Source organism: Pseudomonas sp. MDT1-16 (genome assembly GCF_054898115.1).
On sequence record NZ_CM142717.1, the window covers coordinates 3,043,295 to 3,068,273 of the forward strand.

The 24,979-nt window shown below is 58.6% G+C and carries 17 protein-coding genes and 2 pseudogenes; 13 read left to right on the forward strand and 6 right to left on the reverse strand.

Going from position 1 to position 24,979, the window contains the following annotated elements; all coding sequences use genetic code 11:
- The first annotated feature begins 139 nt into the window (after nt 1-139).
- Both ACYZT3_RS13885 and ACYZT3_RS13890 read left to right on the forward strand, forming a co-directional pair.
- Nucleotides 140-634 (forward strand): hypothetical protein, encoded by a 495-nt coding sequence (locus ACYZT3_RS13885; protein WP_462032303.1) that lies wholly within the window; start codon nt 140-142, stop codon nt 632-634.
- Between the two features lie 30 nt (nt 635-664).
- A pseudogene (locus ACYZT3_RS13890) lies at nt 665-916 on the forward strand (DUF934 domain-containing protein); the annotation flags it as partial.
- A gap of 50 nt (nt 917-966) precedes the next feature.
- Here the strand turns inward: ACYZT3_RS13890 and ACYZT3_RS13895 are convergent.
- Nucleotides 967-1,467 (reverse strand): peptidase associated/transthyretin-like domain-containing protein, encoded by a 501-nt coding sequence (locus ACYZT3_RS13895; RefSeq protein WP_462032304.1) that lies wholly within the window; start codon nt 1,465-1,467, stop codon nt 967-969.
- Between the two features lie 470 nt (nt 1,468-1,937).
- Here ACYZT3_RS13895 and ACYZT3_RS13900 point away from each other — a divergent pair.
- Nucleotides 1,938-2,468, forward strand: a pseudogene (locus ACYZT3_RS13900) (DUF3313 domain-containing protein); the annotation flags it as partial.
- Between the two features lie 107 nt (nt 2,469-2,575).
- On the opposite strand, the gene ACYZT3_RS13905 reads toward ACYZT3_RS13900, so the two are convergent.
- On the reverse strand, nt 2,576-2,794 hold the full coding sequence (locus tag ACYZT3_RS13905; protein WP_282379519.1) for a hypothetical protein: 219 nt from the start codon (nt 2,792-2,794) through the stop codon (nt 2,576-2,578).
- 336 nt (nt 2,795-3,130) lie between these two features.
- Here ACYZT3_RS13905 and ACYZT3_RS13910 point away from each other — a divergent pair, with 336 nt between their 5' ends.
- The 3 genes from ACYZT3_RS13910 to ACYZT3_RS13920 all read left to right on the forward strand — a co-directional run bounded on the left by ACYZT3_RS13910 (nt 3,131) and on the right by ACYZT3_RS13920 (nt 7,591).
- Nucleotides 3,131-5,698 carry an S-type pyocin domain-containing protein gene (locus ACYZT3_RS13910; RefSeq protein ID WP_462032305.1) on the forward strand — a complete coding sequence of 856 codons (2,568 nt, stop codon included), beginning with the start codon at nt 3,131-3,133 and terminating at the stop codon, nt 5,696-5,698.
- Complete coding sequence (locus tag ACYZT3_RS13915; protein WP_462032306.1) at nt 5,695-5,970, forward strand: bacteriocin immunity protein; 276 nt, start codon at nt 5,695-5,697, stop codon at nt 5,968-5,970. The genes ACYZT3_RS13910 and ACYZT3_RS13915 overlap by 4 nt, the downstream gene beginning before the upstream one ends.
- Nucleotides 5,971-6,067: 97 nt before the next feature.
- Entirely contained in the window at nt 6,068-7,591 is a 1,524-nt protein-coding gene (locus ACYZT3_RS13920; protein ID WP_462032307.1) for an S-type pyocin domain-containing protein, read from the forward strand.
- Nucleotides 7,592-7,663: 72 nt separating this feature from the next.
- Here ACYZT3_RS13920 and ACYZT3_RS13925 read toward each other — a convergent pair whose 3' ends face one another.
- Entirely contained in the window at nt 7,664-8,089 is a 426-nt protein-coding gene (locus ACYZT3_RS13925) for a YciI family protein (RefSeq protein WP_462032308.1), read from the reverse strand.
- A 265-nt stretch (nt 8,090-8,354) separates the two neighbouring features.
- On the opposite strand from ACYZT3_RS13925, the gene tpx reads away from it, so the two are divergent.
- From tpx to ACYZT3_RS13960, 7 genes are all read left to right on the forward strand, one after another.
- Nucleotides 8,355-8,855 carry a thiol peroxidase gene (tpx, locus tag ACYZT3_RS13930; protein ID WP_282379507.1) on the forward strand — a complete coding sequence of 167 codons (501 nt, stop codon included), beginning with the start codon at nt 8,355-8,357 and terminating at the stop codon, nt 8,853-8,855.
- A 179-nt stretch (nt 8,856-9,034) separates the two neighbouring features.
- Complete coding sequence (locus ACYZT3_RS13935) at nt 9,035-10,351, forward strand: MdtA/MuxA family multidrug efflux RND transporter periplasmic adaptor subunit (protein WP_462032309.1); 1,317 nt, start codon at nt 9,035-9,037, stop codon at nt 10,349-10,351.
- A complete protein-coding gene (locus ACYZT3_RS13940; RefSeq protein ID WP_462032310.1) occupies nt 10,348-13,452 on the forward strand; it encodes an MdtB/MuxB family multidrug efflux RND transporter permease subunit in 3,105 nt (1,034 codons plus the stop codon). Before ACYZT3_RS13935 ends, ACYZT3_RS13940 begins: the two co-directional genes overlap by 4 nt.
- Nucleotides 13,449-16,556, forward strand: a complete 3,108-nt coding sequence (locus tag ACYZT3_RS13945; protein ID WP_462032311.1) for an efflux RND transporter permease subunit — start codon at nt 13,449-13,451, stop codon at nt 16,554-16,556. The genes ACYZT3_RS13940 and ACYZT3_RS13945 overlap by 4 nt, the downstream gene beginning before the upstream one ends.
- Nucleotides 16,553-18,034: an efflux transporter outer membrane subunit gene (locus ACYZT3_RS13950; RefSeq protein ID WP_282379500.1), complete on the forward strand. Its 1,482-nt coding sequence runs from the start codon at nt 16,553-16,555 to the stop codon at nt 18,032-18,034. Before ACYZT3_RS13945 ends, ACYZT3_RS13950 begins: the two co-directional genes overlap by 4 nt.
- Before the next feature lie 245 nt (nt 18,035-18,279).
- Nucleotides 18,280-20,361 (forward strand): putative bifunctional diguanylate cyclase/phosphodiesterase, encoded by a 2,082-nt coding sequence (locus ACYZT3_RS13955; protein WP_462032312.1) that lies wholly within the window; start codon nt 18,280-18,282, stop codon nt 20,359-20,361.
- 93 nt (nt 20,362-20,454) lie between these two features.
- On the forward strand, nt 20,455-21,201 hold the full coding sequence (locus ACYZT3_RS13960; protein WP_282379498.1) for an SDR family oxidoreductase: 747 nt from the start codon (nt 20,455-20,457) through the stop codon (nt 21,199-21,201).
- Between the two features lie 102 nt (nt 21,202-21,303).
- On the opposite strand, the gene ACYZT3_RS13965 is transcribed toward ACYZT3_RS13960, so the two are convergent.
- The 3 genes from ACYZT3_RS13965 to ccoG form a co-directional block, all read right to left on the reverse strand.
- The gene (locus tag ACYZT3_RS13965) at nt 21,304-21,747 is read right to left on the reverse strand and encodes a hypothetical protein (protein ID WP_462032313.1); all 444 of its coding nucleotides are present in this window, start codon (nt 21,745-21,747) and stop codon (nt 21,304-21,306) included.
- Nucleotides 21,748-21,977: 230 nt separating this feature from the next.
- Entirely contained in the window at nt 21,978-23,387 is a 1,410-nt protein-coding gene (mapR, locus tag ACYZT3_RS13970; RefSeq protein ID WP_282379494.1) for a GntR family transcriptional regulator MpaR, read from the reverse strand.
- A gap of 64 nt (nt 23,388-23,451) precedes the next feature.
- Nucleotides 23,452-24,882, reverse strand: coding sequence for a cytochrome c oxidase accessory protein CcoG (ccoG, locus tag ACYZT3_RS13975; RefSeq protein WP_462032314.1), 1,431 nt, complete (start codon nt 24,880-24,882; stop codon nt 23,452-23,454).
- Nucleotides 24,883-24,979: the final 97 nt, after the last annotated feature.

Here is a 24,979-nt window from a genome sequence, read left to right on the forward strand (position 1 = left end):
GTAAATCGTGATTTTCGGTACCGTTTGTCGTATTTCTTCCCTGCCTTTCATTCATCAGTCTCCGTTTTAATTGAACAGTCCGGTGCTCAATCTGCCATGCTCAAAAACCGCAACACCGCTTGAACAAAGGAACACCGCAATGGACGACGTACAGCAACTGGGTGAGATGCTTCGCCATTACGCAGAAAGCGAAGCGCACAAGAAGCAACTGTTCGAGTCGCAATCGGCCGTGTGGGCGACGCGCATTGGTGAGCTGTTCGATCAGATCCAGCAATGGCTGGAACCGGTCCAGGCGCCGAATCTGCTTGAGGTGAGCCGGGAAGTGTATGTCGCCTCGGGGCCGAGCGTGCCGGCCGAGACGTCGACTTTCAAGACCGAGAAGCTGACGATTGTGATTGCCGGTAAACCGGTGGAGTTTGTACCGGATGTGATGGGTGTCGGTGGTCAGATTTCGCTGGCCGTGATGGGCCTGACGGCCGCGCGCTACGGCAGCATTTCGCTGGTGTGCCTGCCGCCGTCCAGTAGCTGGCAATGGCGCAAGACCAATGGGTTGAAAGATCCGGATACGTTTGCGTTCGATGCGAACTTTTTGGCGCAGCAGTTGCAGAGTTTGATTCCTCGCGAGCGCGGTTGAGGTCACTGATCGTTCCCACGCGCAGCAACGAGTTTCCGTGATGGCCGCGGTTACAGCCAGGCGTACTTGCTGCGCACTCGATTGGGCTGGACGGGCGAGTTGCGTGCGGTCGGCGATGTACTGCGCGATCAACTCAGCCACATGCGTCAATGTGGGTTCGACAGTTTTGCTGTGCGTGAGGACAAATCGGCTGAAGATGCGCTAAAGGGGCTGGCGGGGATGAGCGTGTTGTATGGGCGTTCGGTGATTGAGCCGCGGCCGTTGTTTCGCCGACGGGAGTAGACCGTCGACGAAGAGGGCGCATCTTTTACGGCAGGATGCGCCGGGCGCTGTCAGTTGATGCGTACCAGGGCTGCTTTAGTGTCAGGTGAAAGCTGATCGATTTCGAGCAGTGTCAGGTTTTTTGGCGCTTCACCGGCCAATGGGTTGCCAAGATTGCCCGCGGCGCCCTCGGGCAGTTTGTACATCGCGCCAGTCAGCGGGTCGACGACCAGCATGCCAATCAAGCCACCGAACACGATGTTGCCCCAGTACCAGCCGCTCATGCTGGTTTCCAGTGTGGCGTTGGCATCGGCATAACCTTCTTTCTTGAAGGTAATGGTGTAGGCCTCGCCCTTGAAGTAGCCACGACCTGAAGGCAGCGTCACGGTATTGGGCGTGGAACCGTTATGTACGATGACACCGGCCTTGTTCGTGATGGTGAAGTTGGCACCGCTTGGGGTGCTCGATACGTTCACCGGGTACTTGCTGTCTCCGGCGATGCTTGCGCAGCCCGAAGTCAGAAGAGTGGCGGCCAGGGCTGTAACGGTGAACAGCGTGCGGAGAGCTTTCATTGTTGATCCTTGAGACCGAGTTTGCCGTCATTGGCCGAGGCACGCTTCATGTGGCCTCGATGTGATTATTGGGACAGATTGCACGGCGCGGACTCTAGCACTAATGGCGGTGCGCCACTATTGGGATTTCGAGTTAATTCGATTGAGTCGCACGCCCGGGAAATGTTGTGTGGTGGCGGAAGGCATTTGTACTGGGTGTGGGGCGGTAACTTTTTCAAGGTGGGTGGCGAATCAGGGTTTGGGTGTACCGCTGTATTTTTATGTTTCGGCATTGCGACTTTCATAGCCCGGGTACGTTTGCCGTCAGGCGCGCGTTCAAGCTCGATGCAGCGTTGCCGGCTGGCCGGCGTCTATCAAATGACGGTTGTGATCTTGTACGGAGATCGATTCACCAGGCCGAGCTGTTGAAATGAAGGTCTGCCTGACGGCAGGCCGTTACCGGCCCGCACACAAAAAAACTGACCCCCTCGGCCAAATCGCCATCGGGTGCCACGGTGATGCGCTGGGTGGATCCCCAACTCGACATCAACCAGTTCACCTGTGTCTACATCGAACCAACCCAGCTCTATCCCAAACCTCAACCGAGCGTGAAAATCCCGCAGGCTACCCTGAACGGAATCACCAATTACTACGATCAAGCGCTAAAGCGTGAAGTGGGTAAAGCCCTGCCGTTAGCCGCGGGCCCTGGCCCGGGTGTGATGGTAGTGCGCGCTGCCATCACTGCCGTGAGCAGCAAGCCTTATGAAGTGATCCCGATCGCCCTGGTGGCAGCGGCGGTGAGCTCAGCCAGTGGCATTCGCGATCAGGATACCGACCTGGCCACTGAAGCGGTGTTCCTTGATGGCGGCAACAACAAAGTCTTGGCCCAGGTTGTGCGCAAAGGCACTGGTAAACCATTGGAAAACGAGTCTCAGGTGATGAAGGCCGATGATGTGAAAGGTGTGATCGATGGCTGGGCCTCCGATCTGCATCAGTCGTATTTGAAGCTCAAGTCCAAGTAGGTTTCGCATGATCGTTCCCACGCTGCGTGGGAATGATCGTGGAAGCGCCGCATCACTCGCTGACTGGTCGCCGTCTGAACGCCGAGCTTGTCACGGAATTCTTCCTGTCACTGCGCGTTGGAAACCAGCGGCAAGACCCACAGATAACGTTGGGCCGCCTGTTGGAAATCCGGCTCGGCGTAGAGCCTGGTGATCGATTCATGGGCCGACCGTTCGCCTTCCATTGCGATCTTGACGATCCGCGGATCAATCTCCTGAGCACCAACGCCGCAACTGACGAACATCGTCATCAGGCTGAAACCGGCTGCGCGAATTGCAACGTGCATATTAAGGCCTCATTCGCCGAAGGTGACGTTGATCCCGGCGAACAGCGTGAACTGTGGCCTGCTGTTTCACCGGTGTTGTAGCTGCCGTTTGGATAGGGGCGTGTGCTGATTCCCTCGTTACTGCGCAATCTCTTTCCTTTCAAAACCTGTAGAACACGTCTGTTGAAGCTAGCAGCTAACGCCGGGTTCGCCAGTCGAAGTGGGGAATACTTCAAACCCGTTGGATGCGATTTGTCAGCGCGCCGACCCTCGATATAAATCCACTCCTATAACTATGTACCGCACCTGACCACCGCCTCATCGACATGCTGTGCCCTACAGACAAGGAGTGACTGTATGGCACAACACACATTTAACGATGGATCTTCAGGGAGCGTTGTCATCAGGTCCGGACCGCCCTCTTCGGGTGGTGGTTCTGGTGGAGATTTCGGTGGCGGCGGTGGGGTTTCAGGCGGATTCGGTAAAACCAACAAGAAAAAGCCAAAAGCCCGAAAGCGGGCCATAGAAGCTGATCGTAAGGCAAGGGAACAAGCGAGCGCGCAAGCAGCGGCTCAGGCGCAAGCCGCCGCTGCACACATGCAGGAGCAGGCCCGTGTGCAGGCCCTGCATCAACGACTCGCGGGGCTGGCGCAGCGTTATGCCGCCGTAAGAGTTGAGGTAGACCAACGTTTTGCAGCCCGGGCCGCACAACTCGCGCCCGCCCTCGAACAGGAAGTCGTGGCGGCACGACGGCCGCCCAATAGTGACTCAAGCGAGCGATATCACCTTTACACCATCACTACAGACAAAAACGAAGTCGACGGGCTGGTCGCCCGTAGAACCGCAGAACTGAACGCAAAGAACACGGTTGCCCGATCGTTCGATGGGCACGATCCACTCACCCGCACGGTGAACGACTACCAGGTCCGACTGGGGCAATTCGGTGAGGCGCTCAATGACGGCCACCATATTTGGGAAAACGCCTACAACGCGGCCCATGAAGCTCGACTGCTATCGGCACAGATAAGCGCACTCAGCGATAGATCCAATGCACTGGCCAGGCACCACGCCGAGCAGACCATTGTCTGGCGTGAGCGGGAGGCCGTCTGGGAGGCCCAGCGTCAGTTGGACGAGCAGCGTGAAGCGCGAGTTCGGTTCAAGCAGCAGTCTGATGAAGATGTTCGTGTCAAACGGGTCAGGCATGCCAATACGCTGACGGCTCCGGTAACTTCGGTGGCCGCTGGCGGAATGTTTTTGACTCGAGAAAGTGTGTTGGTTGCGCATGACGTCGCCGCTGCACTTGAAAAGGCTGTCCAGGCTGCCATCGACACCCTTATCGATGCCGGGCGCATCGTAGCCAGGACGGGGCCAGTATTTGTCACTGCAATGGTTTATTCGCCAACCCTTGGCAATGGCGAGCTGACCCCCGAGCAACGTCAGCGATTGCTCCAGTCGGTCGGCGTTCCGGCGCAGGCGTTGGGACTTACTGACCGTCAGGCGCTGCAATCAATCGCCAACGCGGGCGGTTCGGTGGAAGTGGCGTACCGGCTCAAACCCGAAGCCGTACCGGAAGGTACCGCGATTATCGTCACCGGCACCGGTGGCGAGGTAGGCGCTCGCGTACCGGTCATCAATGCCGTACTTGACCCGCTGACCGGGGTCTACAGCGCCGAGGTCCCGGGTTCACCGCCACGACTCCTGCAGTTCACACCCGAGTCCACACCTCAGGTGACCACTTCCGGTCAGGCCGGACTGGCGGTGATGACGCCGCAGATCCAGGACATCCCGGCAGGTGTCGACTTGCGCATTCAGGATTGCATCGTTTGCGTGCCGGGTCTGCCGCCGATGTACCTGTCCTTCAATCTACCGCCCATGGGTTCGGGCATCGTCACCGGGACTGGTCAACCTGCTGCGAATGACTGGTGGAAAGCCGCAAGCCAGGCACAGGGTGCGGCCATTCCGGTGCAGATTGGCGACCAGTTCCGGGGTCGGGAAATCAGCTCGTTCGGTGCCTTCGATAGAGCACTGTGGCAAACGGTCGGCGAACACCCTGCGCTTGTTGCCGAATTCGATGAGGTGAACAAAAAACGCGTCGAACAAGGCTTCGCACCCTACGCCCCGAAGAGCACCTGGGTCGGTGAACGGCGTGAATTCGAACTGCGTTATCAGGAGCGGGCAGAACTCGGCGCGAACCCCTTCAACCTCGACAAAATAAGCATCACCACACCGCAAAGTACCCAAGGCCGGATGGGGATCACGCCGGCAGTTCTACCCTGGCCGATTCGTCCCGTGGGTGGCGGTACCTGGACCCCGTTGGTTCCTCCAGGCATCGAACATCTCGGGCCAACGACCTCGCCGATCACACCGCCGATTCCAGCGGTTTATCCCGGCGCACCGACCCTCCCGGTCCTACCGCAAAACGAGACGTTTCCGGCTGTTGACGAAGGGCAGATCGGTGCCAGTATTCCTGGGTATCCGGGGGATATGGAGTTGCCTTCGCCGGATGTTCTGTTTCTGGATCGGCGCGATGATCCAGGCGTGGCGACCGGGTTTGGACAGTCGGTTTCAGGGATTTGGCTGGGCGCAGCCGCGCGAGAGGAGGGGGCGCCTATTCCTTCGCAGATCGCGGACCAGTTAACAGGGAAGGAGTTTGCTAACTTTCATAGATTCAGAGAGGCATTTTGGAAGGCGGTTGCGGGTGACAAAAGTTTAAGCGATCAATTCAATGCCACAAACTTAAGGTTTATGCGTAAGGGCAGTGCGCCTTTCCCTATCGCAAAAGATCAGCACGGAGGTCGAGTTAAGTTCGAACTCCATCACCGACTAGAGATTGCGCAGGGAGGTGCGGTGTATGACATGGAAAACATTGTCGTGATGACACCGAAACGACATGTTCTTGTGCATAAAGGAGGTAAGCAACTATGAAAAATACTTCACGTCTCGAAGACTATACAGAGTCTGAGTTTCTGGACTTCCTTAGAGAGCTTTTTGATGGAGGGGAGGATTTGACAGCAGATGAGTTTGATAAGTACATGATTGATCGAGTTAAACATTTCGAAACTGTCACCGAACACCCAGACCGCTCAGACGTCATCTTCTACCCCAAGGAAGGCCAGGAGGACAGCCCGGAAGGCATCCTGAAAGAAGTCAAAGAATGGCGCGCATTCAACAACAAACCTGGCTTCAAACCCGAATGACTTGCCACCAATGACTAACTGGCATCTGTTCATAACGAAATGAGCAGGTGCCATTGTCTTCAGCAGTTTGCCCAAGAGACACAAGGAAGAACCAAAGATGGAACTTAAAGCAACTCTCAAGGATTACACCGAGCCGGAATTCCAGGCGTTGGTAAATAGAATCTGGGTCGTCGATCTGCCGAAACGGGACCATGATCGGTTGATCAACCATTTCGACCGGATCGTCGGCCACCCCAAAGGTGCGGACCTGTTTTTTTACCCTGACGACCAAGTCAATACGAATGGTGCTGGATCGATTGTCTTTTTCGTCAAGAATTGGCATCGCAAACGGGGTATGGCGGCGTTTAAGGACGAGAATGTTTCCGTATCGGCTCCACCGGTACAGCTAAGCGATGTCGCCCGGAGTCTGGCAGAAGTACAAGAAATCGCCGCTGATGTGGCCGTATCGGAGCGGGCTGTCGAAACGGCCTTCAGCTTTTTCGAGCAAGGTATCAAGCGCTTGCGAAGTCAACAGAGCCTTCGCCTGGATATCCCTGAGCAAGACACGAATATCCGGGCTCTGGAACGTACTCAGCATGAAACACTCATGGCAATCAGTAAGTTCGAATTCTGCAAAATGCGCGTGGAGTTCGCCAAACGCGGTGCTCAGCGCGACATGACCTATGCCCGGTCGGAGCAAGCACGGTGGCAGAGCCTCGTGCAACAGATCAACTCAACACACGACCGGTACATTGCGCGATTGGCCGGCATTACTCAGCGCCATCGCGTTCTACATGACGAGGCTGAAGCGCTGTTGATAGCGGCGCAGGAACAGTTGATTCGGTCACGTAATCTGGCAGGGACCGGTCCGGCTCAAGCTGCCTGCGCGATGACCGCATCATTGGATTTTGCCGATAAACGTCCCGATGTATTGCTGGAGGGTGGGCCATCGGCATTGTTGGTGTCGCAACGGACATATTTACAAAAAGCCATTCGTTCGGCCGTTGCGCAATTCGCTTGGCAGAACACGTCAGGCGAACCGCCCGATGATGTCCAGTGCGCTGCGGTGTTGCGCTTTGAGTTTTCCAGTCGCGCCGATACGCAGGTATACGGTCTCAGTGTTCCCTTGGCTGAGCTTCTACCAATCGAAGGTCAGGATTGGCAAAGTCTGGCGGCGAACAGGGCTGAGGTCGATGTTCCTTTCAGGATGACTACCGCCCTAGTACCTGCCGAACCTGGAACGATGTTTCAGGGATTACGCGAAATCAAAACGCTGTCACAGGTTCACATCACACCGTCCAAAGGCAGTCATCCGGCATCTGGGGTTCGGGTCAGAGCAGCGCAACTCAATGAACGACTGAATACTTTCAGTTTTACGGCTGATGGCGCCGCACCGATCACCGTTTACTGGTCTGCCCCGGTCACTCTTGAAGCTAGCCCGCCCGTGGCCCCGGCCCCTTCGCATCGTTTGGGTTTTGTTCGATCCTTACCGGTGCCAATACTCGAAACCTCGACGGGAGAGGAAGATGCCCGGTTTGACGACTACATCGTTGTCTTCCCCATCGCGGCAGGACTGGACCCGGTGTACGTCACGTTCAGAGATCGGCGCGAATATCCTGATATGACAATTGCTGAAGCATAACCTTAACCCCGACGTCGGACACAACCGGCTGCGCCGAATATTCCAGTCGCGGCACCGCATTCTGTTGCGCGCTCAGCGTTTCTTCACCTGCTCGCGCAGCCGTTCTTCCTGCTCCCGCAGTTCCGGCGTGAACTCAGCCCCAAAATCTTCAGCCTCGAACACCTGGCGAATTTCGATCTCGGCATCGGTGCCTGGCATCGGGTTGGGGCATCGCTTGACCCACTCGATCGCCTCTTGTTTCGACTTCACCTGCCAGAGCCAGTAGCCGGCGATCAGCTCCTTGGTTTCGGCGAACGGGCCGTCGATCACCGTGCGCTGCTCACCCGAGAAACGCACGCGGGCGCCTTTGCTGCTCGGTTGCAGGCCATCGCACTCGATGAGGATGCCGGCCTTGGCCAGTTCCTCGTTGTAGTTGCCCATCGCGGTCATCAGTTCCTCGCTGGGCATCACACCGGCCTCGGAATCCTGGCTGGCTTTCACAATGATCATGAATCGCATGGTCCTTATCTCCGCTGGATTTGAGTGACTCACTTCCTAGTCGAATGGCCGTCATCTGAATCGACAACGTTTCTTACGGAAAATCGCCGAAAAAGCAGATTTGTTTCTCGACAGTAAGCTCGCTATACGGTTGTTGAGACGGGTTGTATCCAATGTGTGCGACGAGACATCACAATTTGTATCTGGGCATAGGTCGTCGGACCATTTCGTGGTTAACTTCGGCCTCTTCAAAATTCTCTACAACAACGTCAGAAGGACTCCGTTCATGGCTCAAGTCACCCTTAAAGGCTCCCCGGTTCAAGTCAACGGCCAACTGCCACAAGCCGGTTCCAAGGCGCCAGCCTTTTCCCTGGTTGCCGGCAATCTGTCCGACGTGACCCTAGCGAGCTTCGCCGGCAAGCGCAAAGTGCTGAACATCTTCCCAAGCGTTGATACCCCGACCTGCGCGACGTCGGTTCGCAAGTTCAACGCCCAGGCCAGTGATTTCGCCAACACTGTCGTGCTGTGCATCTCCGCTGACCTGCCGTTCGCTCAAGCGCGCTTCTGCGGCGCCGAAGGCCTGGAAAACGTACAGAACCTGTCGACCCTGCGCGGTGCCGAGTTCATCGAGAACTACGGTGTTGCCATCGCTGACGGCCCGCTGAAAGGCCTGACTGCCCGTGCCGTCGTGGTGCTGGACGAAAACGACAACGTTCTGCACAGCGAACTGGTCGGTGAAATCGCTGAAGAGCCGAACTACGAAGCGGCACTTGCCGTTCTGAAATAAGCGTACTTTTACAATTGTTAACGGCCTGGCCTTGTCCAGGCCGTTTTCATTTGCGATTCAGTGTCTTGGCCAAACATCCTGTTACGTAAGCCGAAGGTAAATTGCCGGTAAAGGCGCTTTGCTTAATACCCACCAGTGCTTATCGTTCAGCCTCCTGTAGAAAGAAGCTCACGCGCCCAATGGTTGATCATTCCATGCAATCCTCCGTTTCCCGTAGTCCCCGTCGCTGGCTGTTTGGCCTGCTTGTCCTGTTGGTCATCGCTGGCCTGTGCTGGAAATTCTGGCCCACCGGCACTGCCCAAAAAGAGGGCGCAGGGCAAAAAGCCGTTGCCGGACAGACCGGCAGGTCGGGAGGGATGCGTCCGGGTTTTGGCGGGGCGACCGGGCCCGTTCCAGTGCGTGTCGCTCCAGCGGTCAAGGGCGACTTCCCGCTGTACTACAAGGCGCTGGGCACCGTGACGGCGCTGAACACCATTAATGTGCGCAGCCGCGTCGGTGGTGAGCTGATGAAGATCTCCTTCGAGGAAGGGCAGATGGTCAAGGCTGGCGATCTGCTGGCTGAAATCGACCCGCGTCCTTACCAGAACGCCTTGCTTCAGGCCGAAGGCACGTTGTTGCAGAACCAGGCACAACTGAAAAACGCCCAGGTCGATGTGGAGCGCTATCGCGGCTTGTACCGCGAAGACAGTATTGCCAAGCAGACCCTGGACACCGCCGAAGCGCTGGTGGGCCAGTATCAGGGCACGGTCAAAACCAATCAGGCGGCGGTCAACGACGCCAAGCTCAATCTGGAATTCACCAAGATCCGCGCCCCGATTGCCGGGCGTGTGGGCTTGCGTCAGCTGGATGTCGGCAACCTGGTGGCAGCCAACGACACCACGGCGCTGGTGATCATCACCCAGACCCAACCGATCAGCGTTGCCTTCACCTTGCCGGAAAACAGCCTGGAAACCGTGCTGGCCCGTTATCGCACTGGCGCCAAATTGCCCGCCGAAGCCTGGGATCGTGGCGACACCAAGTTGCAGGCCACTGGCGTCTTGCAGAGCCTGGACAACCAGATCGATGTCACCACCGGCACCCTGAAATTCAAGGCTCGTTATGAGAACCGTGATCAGGCGCTGTTCCCGAATCAGTTCGTCAACGTTCATCTGCTGGCCGACACCCTCAAAGACGTGGTGCTCGCACCTTCAGCAGCGATTCAGTTCGGCACCAACGGCACGTTTGTCTACGCCCTGGACGGCGACAAGAAAGTCACGATTCGTCAGTTGAAAGTCGGCGCCAGTGACGGTGAAAACACTGTGATTACCGAAGGCCTGGTCCCTGGGGATCGCGTTGTCCTTGAAGGCACCGACCGCTTGAAGGAAGGCAGCGAAGTGGAAGTGGTCAACGACACCAAGGACGTGCCGACGACCCCGACCGGCCATCTGCAAGGCAAGTCGGCGGCCAACGCGACAGAGCCGGCGACCACCGACAAGGCGAAAAAGGGCGGCGCATGAACATCTCGCGGCTGTTCATCCTTCGCCCGGTAGCCACCACCCTGAGCATGCTGGCCATTATCCTCGCTGGCGTGATCGCCTATCGGCTGCTGCCGGTGTCGGCATTGCCTCAGGTCGATTACCCGACCATCCGCGTCATGACGCTGTATCCCGGCGCCAGCCCGGATGTCATGACCAGCGCCGTGACCGCGCCCCTTGAACGTCAATTCGGGCAGATGCCTGGCCTGACGCAGATGGCGTCGACCAGTTCCGGCGGTGCCTCGGTGCTGACTCTGCGTTTCAGCCTCGACATCAACATGGACGTCGCCGAGCAGCAGGTGCAGGCCGCGATCAATGCCGCGACCAATTTGCTGCCCAAGGACCTGCCGGCGCCGCCGGTGTACAACAAGGTGAACCCGGCGGACACCCCGGTGCTGACCCTGGCCATCACCTCCAAGACCATGCTGCTGCCCAAGCTCAATGACTTGGTCGACACGCGGATGGCGCAGAAAATCGCCCAGATCAGCGGTGTCGGCATGGTCAGCATTGCCGGTGGCCAGCGTCAGGCGGTGCGGATCAAGGTTAACCCTGAAGCCCTGGCGGCCAATGGCTTGAACCTCTCCGACGTGCGAACCCTGATCGGCGCATCCAACGTCAACCAGCCCAAGGGCAACTTCGACGGCCCGACCCGGGTGTCGATGCTCGATGCAAACGATCAACTGACCTCGCCCAAGGACTACGCCAACCTGATTCTCGCCTACGCCAACGGCGCGCCGTTGCGGCTCAAGGATGTGGCGGAAATCGTCGATGGCGCGGAAAACGAACGTCTGGCGGCGTGGGCCAATGAAAACCAGGCGGTGCTGTTGAACATCCAGCGTCAGCCCGGTGCCAACGTCATCGAAGTGGTCGACCGGATCAAAGCCCTGCTGCCAAGCATCACCGACAACCTGCCGGCGGGTCTCGAAGTCACCGTGCTGACCGACCGCACCCAGACCATCCGCGCCTCGGTCACCGACGTGCAACACGAATTGTTGATCGCCATTGCGCTGGTCGTGATGGTGACCTTCCTGTTCCTGCGTCGAGCCAGCGCCACAATTATTCCGTCGGTCGCGGTACCGCTGTCGCTGATCGGCACCTTCGGCGTGATGTACCTCGCGGGTTTCTCGGTCAATAACCTGACCCTGATGGCACTGACCATCGCCACCGGTTTCGTGGTGGACGATGCGATCGTCATGCTGGAGAACATCTCCCGATTTATTGAAGAGGGCGACAGCCCCCTTAATGCGGCGCTCAAGGGCGCCGAACAGATCGGTTTCACTCTTATTTCCCTGACCCTGTCGCTAATCGCCGTGTTGATTCCACTGCTGTTCATGGCCGACGTGGTGGGGCGGCTGTTCCGCGAATTTGCCATCACCCTGGCGGTGGCAATCCTGATTTCCCTTGTCGTCTCCCTGACACTGACGCCAATGATGTGCGCGCGGCTGCTCAAGCGTGAACCCAAGGAAGAAGAACAGGGCCGTTTCTACCGGGCCAGCGGCGCCACAATTGATTGGATGATTGCGGCTTACGGGCGCAAGTTAAAGTGGGTTCTCAAGCATCAACCGTTGACCCTGATGGTGGCCATCGGGACGCTGGCGTTGACCGTGTTCCTTTACATGGTGGTGCCCAAGGGGTTTTTCCCGGTGCAGGATACCGGGGTGATCCAGGGCATATCCGAGGCGCCGCAGTCGATTTCCTTCGCCGCCATGAGCGAGCGTCAGCAGGCATTGGCCAAAGTGATCCTGACGGATCCGGCGGTGGAAAGCCTGTCGTCCTATATCGGTGTGGACGGTGACAACTCGACGCTCAATAGCGGTCGTCTGCTGATCAACCTCAAATCGCACAGCAATCGCGACTTGAGCGCAACCGAGGTGATCGCACGTCTGCAACCGGAACTGGACAAGCTCACCGGCATTCGCCTGTTCATGCAGCCGGTGCAGGACCTGACCATTGAAGACCGCATCAGCCGTACTCAATACCAGTTCAGCATGTCGTCGCCGGACTCGGCGTTGCTGAGTTTGTGGAGCGGTCGTCTGGTGGACGCACTGGCCCAACGGCCTGAGCTGACCGATGTCGCCAGCGATTTGCAGGACAAGGGCTTGCAGGTCTATCTGGTGATTGACCGCGATGCGGCGTCGCGGATCGGTGTGTCGGTGTCGAACATCACCGATGCGCTGTACGACGCCTTCGGTCAGCGGCAGATTTCCACCATCTACACCCAGGCCAGCCAATACCGCGTGGTGCTGCAATCGCAGTCCGGCGAGAAGATCGGCCCGGATGCGCTAAACCAGATTCACGTGAAAACCACCGACGGCGGGCAAGTGCGCCTGACCAGTCTGGCGCACATCGAGGAGCGTCAGGCCCAACTGGCGATCACTCACATCGGTCAGTTCCCGGCGGTGATGATGTCTTTCAACCTCGCACCCAGCGTGGCGCTGGGGCACGCGGTGGAGATCATCGACCAGGTGCAGAAAGACATCGGCATGCCGATTGGCGTGCAGACCCAGTTCCAGGGCGCGGCCGAAGCGTTCCAGGCGTCGCTGTCGAGCACCTTGCTGCTGATTCTGGCGGCGGTGGTCACCATGTACATCGTGCTTGGCGTGCTTTACGAGAGTTATATCCACCCGATCACCATTCTTTCGACCTTGCCCTCGGCGGCGGTCGGCGCCTTGTTGGCGCTGCTGTTGAGCGGCAATGACCTGGGCATGATTGCGATCATCGGCATCATTTTGTTGATCGGTATCGTGAAAAAGAACGCGATCATGATGATCGACTTCGCCCTCGACGCTGAGCGCAATCAGGGCATGGACCCGGAAACGGCGATCTATCAAGCGGCGTTGCTGCGTTTCCGGCCGATTCTGATGACCACACTGGCCGCGTTGTTTGGCGCTGTGCCGCTGATGCTGGCGACCGGTTCCGGTGCAGAACTGCGTCAACCGTTGGGTCTGGTGATGGTGGGTGGCTTGTTGGTGAGTCAGGTGCTGACGCTGTTTACCACTCCGGTCATCTATCTGTACTTCGACCGCCTCGGCCGGCGCTGGGGGCGCAAGACTGAATCCGTGGAAGCGGTAGAACAGCCATGAACCTGTCCAGACCTTTCATCAAGCGCCCGGTCGCGACGATGTTGCTGAGCCTGGCGATCCTGCTGCTGGGCGGCGTGAGCTTCGGCCTGTTGCCGGTGGCGCCGCTGCCGCAGATGGACTTCCCGGTGATCGTGGTCCAGGCGAGTCTGCCCGGTGCAAGCCCTGAGGTCATGGCCTCGACCGTGGCCACGCCGCTGGAGCGCTCCTTCGGCGCCATCGCGGGGGTCAACACCATGAGCAGCCGCTCCAGCCAAGGCTCGACCCGGGTGATTTTGCAGTTCGACCTGGACCGCGACATCAACGGCGCGGCGCGGGAAGTGCAGGCGGCAATCAACGCCTCGCGCAATTTGCTGCCGAGCGGGATGCGCAGCATGCCGACCTACAAGAAGGTCAACCCGTCCCAGGCGCCGGTCATGGTGCTGTCGCTGACCTCCGACGTACTGGAAAAAGGCCAGCTCTACGATTTGGCCTCGACGATTCTGTCCCAGAGCGTGTCTCAGGTGCAGGGTGTCGGCGAAGTGCAGATCGGCGGCAGTTCCTTGCCGGCGGTGCGCATAGAGCTCGAACCGCAGGCGCTCAACCAGTACGGCGTAGCGCTGGACGATGTGCGCAACACCATCGCCAACGCCAACGTGCGCAGGCCAAAAGGGTCGGTCGAAGACGGCCAGCGACTGTGGCAGGTTCAGGCCAACGATCAACTGGAGAAAGCCAAGGATTACGAGTCGCTGATCATTCACTACGCGGACGGCGCGGCCCTGCGCCTGAAGGACGTGGCCAAGGTCAGCGACGGCGTCGAAGACCGCTACAACAGCGGTTTCTTCAACAACGACGCAGCGGTACTGCTGGTGATCAACCGCCAGGCCGGCGCCAACATCATCGAGACGGTCAACGAAATCAAGGCTCAACTGCCGGCGTTGCAGGCCGTGTTGCCGGCCAGCGTGAAGCTGAACGTGGCGATGGACCGGTCGCCGGTGATCAAGGCGACCTTGCACGAAGCGGAAATGACCCTGCTGATTGCCGTGGCGCTGGTGATTCTGGTGGTGTTCCTGTTCCTCGGTAACTTCCGCGCCTCGTTGATTCCTACCCTTGCGGTGCCTGTGTCGCTGGTCGGCACCTTTGCGGTGATGTACCTCTACGGATTCTCCCTGAACAACCTGTCGCTGATGGCGCTGATTCTGGCCACCGGGCTGGTGGTGGACGATGCCATTGTGGTGCTGGAGAACATTTCCCGGCACATCGACAAAGGCGTGCCGCCGATGAAGGCCGCGTACCTGGGGGCGCAGGAAGTCGGCTTCACCTTGCTGTCGATGAACGTCTCGCTGGTGGCGGTGTTCCTGTCGATCCTGTTCATGGGCGGGATTGTCCAAAGCCTGTTTCGCGAGTTTTCCATCACATTGGCGGCGTCTATCGTGGTGTCGCTGGTGGTCTCGCTGACGCTGACGCCGATGCTCTGCGCCCGTTGGCTCAAGCCGCATACGCCGGGTGAGGAAAACCGATTGCAGCGTTGGAGTCAGCGGGCTAACGAGTGGATGGTCGGCAAATACGCAACAAGTCTTGACTGGGTGCTGCGTCACCGCCGGTTGACCTTGCTTAGCCTGATCGTGACAGTTGGCGTGAACATTGCGCTGTATGTCGTTGTTCCTAAGACTTTTATGCCTCAGCAGGACACCGGTCAGCTGATCGGGTTCGTGCGTGGCGATGACGGGTTGTCGTTCAGCGTGATGCAACCAAAAATGGAAACCTTCCGCCGGGCCGTGCTCAAGGATGACGCGGTGCAAAGCGTCGCCGGCTTCATCGGCGGTACCAACGGCACCAACAACGCCTTCATGCTGGTGCGGCTGAAACCAATCAAGGAACGCAACATTTCTGCGCAAAAAGTCATCGAACGTCTGCGCAAGGAAATGCCCAAGGTCGCCGGTGCGCAGTTGATGCTGATGGCCGATCAGGACCTGCAGTTTGGCGGCGGTCGTGAACAAACCACGTCGCAGTATTCCTACATCCTGCAAAGCGCCGATCTTGGCGAGTTGCGCGAGTGGTACCCGAAAGTCGTTATCGCACTCAAGGCTTTGCCGGAATTGACCGCGATTGACGCCCGTGAAGGGCGCGGCGCCCAACAGGTGACGCTGATTGTCGATCGGGATCAGGCCAAGCGCCTGGGTGTAGACATGGACATGGTCACTGCGGTGCTGAACAACGCTTACAGCCAGCGGCAGATTTCGACGATTTACGACAGCCTTAACCAGTATCAAGTGGTCATGGAGGTCAATCCGAAATATGCCCAGGACCCGATCACCCTCAAACAGGTGCAGGTGATCACCGCTGACGGCGCGCGGATTCCGCTGTCGACCATCGCTCATTACGAAAACAGCCTGGAAGACGACCGCGTCAGCCACGAAGGCCAGTTTGCCTCCGAAAGCATTTCCTTCGACATGGCCGAAGGCGTGACGGTGGAGCAGGGCACGGCGGCCATCGAGCGGGCCATTGCCCGACTCGGCATGCCGGAAGACGTGATCGTGAAAATGGCCGGCACCGCCGACGCTTTCGCCGCGACCCAGAAGAGCCAGCCGTGGATGATTCTCGGGGCGCTGGTGGCGGTGTATCTGGTGCTCGGTGTGCTGTATGAAAGCTACATCCATCCGCTGACTATTCTCTCGACCTTACCGTCGGCGGGGGTCGGCGCGTTGCTGTCGATCTATGCGCTGGGCGGTGAGTTCAGCCTGATTTCGTTGCTCGGGCTGTTCCTGCTGATCGGCGTGGTGAAGAAAAACGCCATTCTGATGATCGACTTGGCGCTGCAGCTGGAACGGCATCAAGGCCTGGCGCCGCTGGAGTCGATTCGCAGTGCCTGTTTGCAACGTCTGCGGCCGATTCTGATGACCACCCTGGCGGCGATTCTCGGCGCGTTACCGTTGCTGCTGAGCCGCGCCGAAGGTGCGGAAATGCGTCAGCCGCTGGGCTTGACCATCATCGGCGGGCTGATCTTCAGCCAGGTGCTGACCCTTTACACCACCCCGGTGGTTTACCTCTATCTCGACAAACTGCGCCATCGCTTCAACCACTGGCGTGGGGTGCGTACCGATGCTGCTCTGGAAACTCCGCTATGACTGACCGTTCGCTTATCAATCTGGCTGCACCGCTGGTTACGGCCCGAGGCTCGCGTTTGTTGAGCCTGGCGCTGTGCGTGGCGATGCTCAGCGCCTGCGCCATCGGCCCGGACTATCAGCGCCCGCAAGCCGCCTCGCCGGTGCAATACAAGGAAGCTGCCGGCTGGCGTCAGGCCAACCCAAGTGATTCCCTGGCACGTGGCGCCTGGTGGGAGTTGTATGGCGATCAACAGCTCAATGGCCTGATCGAAAAACTCAACAGCGCCAACCAGACCGTCGCGCAGTCCGAAGCCCAGTACCGTCAGGCTCAGGCTTTGGTGCGCAGTGCCCGAGGTGCGTTTTTCCCGACCGTGGACCTGACCGTCGGGAAAAACCGTTCCAGCCAGGGCACCGGCAGCAGCAGTTCGAGCCTGACCAGTTCTTCCAGCGGTATTCGCGACACCTACACCGCTCAGGCCGGGGTCAGTTGGGAAGCGGATATCTGGGGCAAACTGCGCCGTGGACTTGAGGCCGACACCGCCAACGCCCAGGCCAGTTTTGCCGATCTGGCGGCGATGCGCTTGAGTCAGCAGTCGGAACTGGTGCAGAACTATCTGCAACTGCGGGTGATCGACGAGCAGAAACGCCTGTTGGAAGCGACGGTCGAGGCCTATCAGCGATCGTTGAAAATGACCGAAAACCAGTACCGCGCCGGTGTCTCCGGCAAGGACGCGGTGGCGCAGGCGCAGACTCAGCTCAAGAGCACCGAGGCTGATCTGGTCGATCTGATCTGGCAGCGAGCCCAGTTCGAGAACGCCATTGCCGTGCTGATCGGTTTGCCGCCGGCCGAATTCAGTCTGGCCGAAGCCAAGAACATCCCAGACTTGCCCGAGGTCCCTCTGAGCCTGCCTTCGCAGTTGCTCGAACGCCGCCCGGACATCGCTTCCGCCGAACGTTCGGTGATGGCGGCCAACGCCAACATCGGCGTGGCCAAGGCTGCGTATTATCCAGATTTGACCCTGAGCCTGAACGGGGGTTATAGCAGCAGCACCTATGCCAACTGGATCAGCGTGCCGAACCGCTTTTGGTCGGTCGGGCCACAATTGGCCATGACCTTGTTTGACGGCGGCCAGCGCTCCGCGGAAGTTGACCGCAGCGAAGCGGCCTACGACGAAACGGTGGCCAAGTACCGCCAGACCGTGCTCGACGGCTTCCGTGAAGTGGAAAACTACCTGGTCCAGCTCAAGGTCCTCGAAAACGAAGCGGGCGTGCGCCAGGAAGCACTGGACGCGGCGCGGGAGTCCCTGCGTCTGACCCAGAACCAGTACAAGGCAGGTTTGATTGCTTATCTGGATGTGGTGGCGGTTCAGGCCACGGCGTTGAGCAATGAACGCAGCGTACTGAGCCTGTTGCAGAGCCGGCTGATAGCGAGCGTGCAGTTGATTGCGGCGTTGGGGGGCGGCTGGGATGGTCAGCTACAGGTGAGCGAAAAAGAATAGGCGCCAGCGCAACTGATCGTTCCCATGCTCTGCGTGGGAATGCAGCCCGGGACGCTCCGCGTCCCTTTCGAGAGCTGGAACGCGGAGCGTCCCTAGACATTCCCACGCAGAGCGAGGGAACGATCATATCGGTTTGATGGCCCTTTGCTAATTTTGTCAGTGCGTTCGTTTGCGGAATCAGTACAATCGCCCGATTTGCCCCCCGAGAATGGAAGCAGTACGGAGGGGCTGTCGCGAGTAGTCTCATGCTTATCGGTAGCTTTTCCCCCACGCTAGTTATCATCTCGCTTTTTGTGGCGATTCTCGCCTCCTATACCGCGCTCGACCTGACCGAACGCATCTCCACGGCCAAGGGCCGAGCCGTGCATCTATGGACGGCGGGCGGCGCCTTTGCCATGGGGGTTGGCGTGTGGTCGATGCATTTCATCGGCATGCTCGCGTTTGAATTGCCCATCGACCTGGGTTACGACATCAGCATCACGGTGCTGTCGCTGCTGATTGGCATCCTGTCCTGCGGCTTTGCCCTGTGGCTGGTCAGCCAGCCACAATTACCGGCCTGGAAATTGGCATTTGGCGCGCTGGTCATGGGCGCCGGGATCAGCGCCATGCACTACACCGGCATGGCCGCCATGCACATGCAGCCGGGTATCGATTACGATCCGACGCTATTCGGCGCCTCGCTGCTGATCGCCGTAGTCGCCTCAGGCGCCGCGTTATGGATCGCTTTCCGCCTGCGCCAGCACACACCTTATGTCGGCCTGATCCGTGGCGGTGCGGCGGTGATCATGGGCCTCGCGATTGTCGGCATGCACTACACCGGCATGGCGGCGGCGCGTTTTCCGGACGGCAGCTTCTGTGGGGCTGCCGTCAGCGGCTTGAACGGCAAGGGCCTGGACAATCTGGTGCTGATCACCACCCTGGCGGTGTTGAGTCTTGCCTTACTGACTTCGATCCTCGATGCGCGCCTTGAGGCCCGCACCGCAGAACTCGCCAACTCATTGACCCAGGCCAACCGCGAACTGACCCAACTGGCCCTGCATGACACCCTGACCGGCCTGCCGAATCGCGTGTTGCTGGCTGACCGCATCGATCAGGCGATGTCGAGGGTGCGTGAGCAGGGCGGTTGCTTCGCGTTGATGTTCATCGATCTGGACGGTTTCAAACCGGTTAACGATGCCTTCGGTCACCATATGGGCGATCAGTTGTTGCGTGAGGTCGGCCTGCGCCTGCGCGAGGATTTGCGCAGCCAGGACACCCTCGCGCGGATCGGCGGTGATGAGTTCGTATTGCTGGTGCAGCTCGGCGAGCAGAGCGACGCATTGAATCTGGCTGCCCGTCAGGTCGGGCTGATCGCGCGCGCGTTCCGGGTCGCCGAACATGACTTGCAGATATCCGCCAGCGTTGGCATCGCGATTTATCCGGGTAACGGTGAAACCGCCGAGGAATTGCTGATGAATGCCGACGCGGCGATGTATCACGCCAAGGGCGCCGGGAAAAACGGCTATAGCTTCTTCGATGCCTCGATGAACTGCAACGCGCGCAAACAGCTGCAATTGCTGCAGGACTTGCGTATTGCCCTCGATCAACAGCAATTCAGTCTCTATTACCAACCCAAGTTCGATGCCAGCAATGGCCGGCCGGTCGGCGCCGAGGCGTTGTTGCGCTGGGTGCATCCGACCCAGGGCATGCTGATGCCGGACAGGTTCATTGAACTGGCGGAAAAGACCGGGCTGATCATTCCGATTGGCGAGTGGGTGCTCAACGAAGCCTGCCGTCAGATGCGCGAATGGTATGTGCTCGGGTACACCGACTGGCGCATTGCCGTGAACCTTTCAGCCTTGCAGTTCTGCCACGCGGGTCTGGTCCAGAGTGTCGCGAAAGCCTTGGCCACTCACCATTTGTCGGCCAACAGCCTGACCCTGGAGATCACTGAAACCACCGCCATGAGCGATGCCGATGCGAGCATGACGGTGCTTCAGGAACTTTCGACAATGGGTGTCGACCTGTCGATCGATGACTTTGGCACCGGCTATTCGAGTTTGATGTACCTCAAGCGCTTGCCAGCCAATGAACTGAAAATCGACCGGGGGTTTGTCCGCGATCTGGAACGCGACAGCGATGACGCCGCCATCGTTTCCGCCATCGTCGCCCTCGGCCGGGCGCTGGGGTTGCGGATCGTCGCCGAAGGGGTGGAGACCAACTCGCAGCAAGACTTCCTGACGCAACTCGGTTGCGACTCGTTGCAGGGATACCTGCTAGGGCACCCGCTGCCGGCCGAACGCTTCATGGTGGATATTCACCGCGCAGAGCAATTGGCGGTGTGCTGAGAACAAGCTGATCGATGTGAGCCCATGCAAAAGCCTGCGATGACGGTTATTCTTGCCCCCGACTGCTAACGCTTGGAAAGGGGGAACGCTCGCATGGACAAAGTCATCGTCATCACCGGCGGCAGCCGCGGTATCGGCGCCGCCACAGCGCTGTTGGCCGCTGAACAAGGCTATCGGATCTGTATCAATTACCTGGCCGACGAATCGGCTGCGCAAAAGGTGTTGGAGCAAGTCCGCGCCCTCGGCGCCCAAGCCATCGCAGTACGCGCTGACGTCAGCATCGAAGACGAAGTGATCGCGCTGTTCCACCGTGTGGACATTGAACTGGGCCGGGTCACGGCACTGGTGAATAACGCGGGCACCGTCGGGCACAAGTCCCGGGTCGATGAAATGTCCGAATTCCGCATCCTCAAAATCCTCAGAACCAACGTCCTGGCGCCGATCCTCTGCGCCAAGCACGCGATCCTGCGCATGTCGCCCAAACATGGCGGGCAGGGTGGCAGCATCGTTAACGTGTCCTCGGTGGCCTCACGCTTGGGCGCCCCCGGCGAGTACGTCGACTACGCGGCGTCGAAAGGTGCGCTGGATACGTTCACCATCGGTCTGTCCAAAGAAGTGGCCGGCGAAGGCATTCGCGTCAACGCGGTGCGGCCTGGTTACATTTACACCGACTTTCATGCGTTGAGCGGTGATCCCGATCGGGTCAGCAAGCTGGAGTCGGCGATTCCGATGGCGCGGGGCGGCCGGCCGGATGAAGTGGCTGAGGCAATTGTGTGGTTGCTGTCGGACAAGGCGTCCTATGCGACGGGGACTTTCGTCGATCTCGGGGGCGGGCGGTAGTGCATTTTTGAACTGAAAGTTAATTAAGGAAGCAAGTGAGCGATACAGGGTGATATGCCATTAAGGAATGCTACCAATCCCTGCTCGCTCCTTTATCAGAACCTAGTCTTGCAAAACTTCTATGAAGTCAATCTCTAGATTTTTTCCATTTACGCCATTTGTCGCATCGAAATAAATCCATAGTTGGGGTATTCCGCCAATCTTTGGCGTCCACGTCCATTGGATATCCTGCCAATCCTCCGTATTTGTATCAAATTCTACAGGTACTTCTTCGCCTGCACCCTCGCCGGTAAGGGAAATACCCTGGAGATTAACTTCTTTTGAAGTGCGAAAGCGGAGTTTGACCGTCAGAGGTTTTTTTTCGATATTAAATTTCTTTCTCAGGTCCGCCATAGCTAGGTTGAGTTTTTGAGGGCGGTCAGCGATGGTGCTGTCAGCAAACACTGTTTTGTAGTAGTCATTTTCAACTGTTGGAGGACCCAATGTAGAAAACCAACCTTGCGCGTCGCCGTTATCTTGAAATTTTGAAATGTCCTTAATGTTCATTTTTTTCGCCTCGTAGGAATTTGGTGTTAGTAGAAGATGAAAAGAAGCGAAAAACTTGAGTTAGCAAAGTTGTTTCTCAATTCGCCTCTCGCTTAATTAAATAGTTAAGTCGTAGTGCCGGCTACTGTCAGAAGTAACAGGTTTTCTGAAAAAAAGTGACCATTCGTCGATATTTTCCATATGAAGCTTTGTCGGAAAGGCTTCTTTTTTGGGCCGGGGCGACTCGAGTCTTAGAACGACCGCACAATCCGTCCCAACGTCTCCATCGCTTTCTCGGCAGTCTCATCCCAAGGGCTGCCGTAATTCAGCCGAATACAATTCCTGAACCGCTGGGTCGGTGAAAAAATCGGCCCCGGTGCGATGCTGATCCCTTGCGCCAACGCCATCTGAAACAACTTCAGCGAATCCATCTGCGGTGGCAATTCCAGCCACAGGAAGTAACCGCCGGCGGGTTGACTGACGCGCGTCTGCGCCGGGAAGTAGCGTGCGATGGCGGCGAGCATGGCGCGTTGCTGTTCTTCGAGCGCGTACCGCAGTTTTCGCAGGTGCCGGTCGTAGCCGCCGTGTTGCAGGTAATCGGCGATGGCTGCCTGGGCCGGCATCGACGCGCACAGAGACGTCATGAGTTTCAGGCGTTCGATCTTCTGCGCATAGCGCCCGGCAGCGACCCAGCCGATGCGATAGCCGGGGGCCAGGCTTTTGGCGAACGAACCGCAGTGCATCACCAGCCCTTCGGTATCAAAAGCCTTCGCCGGTTTCGGCGCCTGTTGGCCGTAATAGAGTTCGGCGTAGACGTCGTCTTCGATCAGTGGCACTTGATGGCTGCGCAATAGCTCAACCAGTGCCTGTTTCTTCGCCTCGGGCATCGTCGCGCCCATCGGGTTCTGGAAACTGGTCATGCACCAGCAAGCCTTGATCGGGTGCCGTTCCAGGGTTTGCGCGAGTACGCCAAGGTCGATGCCGTCGCGCGGATGCACAGGAATTTCGACGGCTTTGAGCTTCAGCCGTTCGAGTATTTGCAGACAGGCGTAGAACGCCGGGGCTTCGATGGCCACCAGATCGCCGGGCTCGGTGACCGCTTGCAGGCACAGGTTCAGCGCTTCCAGCGCGCCGTTAGTGATCAGCAGTTCTTCCATGGGCAGCATCAGCCCGCCGACCATGTAGCGCAGGGCGATTTGTCGACGCAGCTGCGGGTTGCCCGGCGACATGTCGGTGACGACCATGCGCGGGTCCATCTCTCGGGCGGCGCTGGCCAGGGAGCGGGACAGACGCTGCAACGGAAAAAGGGTCGGGCTGGGGAAGGCCGAGCCGAAGGGCACGGTGTTCGGGTCTTTGATCGAGTCGAGGACCGAGAACACCAGTTCACTGACGTCGACTTCGGTGGACTCGTTGACCTGGCTGCTGATCACCGGCTCCGAGAACGGGCTCGGCGCGTGCGCGTTGACGAAATAGCCGGAACGCGGGCGAGCGCGGATCAGGCCTCGGCGTTCGAGCAGGTAATAGGCCTGGAACACTGTGGACGGGCTGACCCCATAGGTCTGGCTCGCGTAGCGCACCGACGGCACGCGCTGACCGGGGCCGAGGACGCCGGAGCGGATCAGTTCAGCGATGTCGTCGGCGAATTTTTCGTAGCGTTTCATCTAAAGCCCGGTTTGGAGTAATTCAGAGGACCGTATTCCACAGGAGGATTTGCATCTTAATAGCTCAACGATTCATCGGCGCAACAAACCGGCTCTTCGCCACGCTATAAATCTCCGGTTCATCACTGTCGACAACCTTGAAACTGATGTTCTGCGAACGGCTGCTCGGCCGTTCCGTGGTCATCGCCACCGACACTGGCACATCAACAATCTCTCCGGGCGCGAGGCTCAGTTCGGTCTTGCCTTGCAATTGGAAGCCGTCGCCATCGACCAGGGTCAGACGATAGTCCTGACGTTGCTGGGTCTTGTTGATGACTTTCAGGCTGTAGATGTTTTCGATCTGCCCCTGACTGTTCTCTCGGAACAAGCCACGGTCCTTGCTCACGTCCAGCGAGACCATCGGCCGCTCAACCAGCGCCAGGGCAAGCGCACCGATCATCACCAGCAGCACCGCGGTGTAACCGATCAATCGCGGCCGCAGCAGGTGAGTCTTGCCACCTTGCAACTCATGCTCCGAGGTATAGCTGATCAGCCCACGGGCATAGCCCATTTTGTCCATGATCGAATCACAGGCGTCGATACACGCGGCGCAGCCGATGCATTCCATCTGCAAACCGTCGCGGATGTCGATGCCGGTCGGGCAGACCTGCACGCACAACTGACAGTCGATGCAATCACCGAGGCCGACGTCAACCGGCGCCACGTCACGTTTGCGCGGGCCACGGTTTTCGCCACGGGCGACGTCATAGGAGATGGTCAGGGTGTCCTTGTCGAACATCACGCTTTGGAACCGCGCATACGGGCACATGTGCATGCACACTGCTTCACGCAGCCACCCGGCGTTGACGTAAGTCGCACCGGTGAAAAACAGCACCCAGAACAGACTGACGCCACCCATCTGCAAGGTCAGCAGTTCTTCGGCCAGCGGCCGGATCGGGGTGAAGTAGCCGACAAAGGTCAGGCCGGTCAACAGGCTGATGGCCAGCCACAAGGTGTGCTTGGCCGAGCGGCGGATCAGTTTGTTCAGGCCCCAGGGCGCGGCTTGCAGCTTGATCCGCTGGTTGCGTTCACCTTCGGTGAGCTTCTCGCACCACATGAAAATCCAGGTCCAGGAGCTCTGTGGGCAGGTGTAACCGCACCAGACCCGTCCGGCGAACACGGTGATTGCAAACAGACCGAAGGCAGCGATGATCAGCAACGCCGACAGCAGGATGAAATCCTGCGGCCAGAAGGTCGCGCCGAAAATGTGGAATTTGCTTTCGGACAGGTCCCAGAGCACCGCCTGGCGGCCGCCCCAGTTCAACCACACCGTGCCAAAGAACAGCAGAAACAGAAACCCCGCGCCGCTCATGCGCAGGGTGCGGAATAAACCGGTGAAGCTGCGGGTGTGAATCAGGTTGTCGCTGGACTTGGCCTTCATCTTTGGACGCGAAGGCTCGTAGCTTCGTACTAGTGGAGCACTTTCAACAATTCGGACGGGGATTCTATCGCTCATGGTCTTTCGCTCATCAGCCTCCATCAGGCCTGAGCACTATGAGCGGCGATCTGTTTGCATAACAGACTCACCTATTGCAATAAAAAGCGGATCAGAT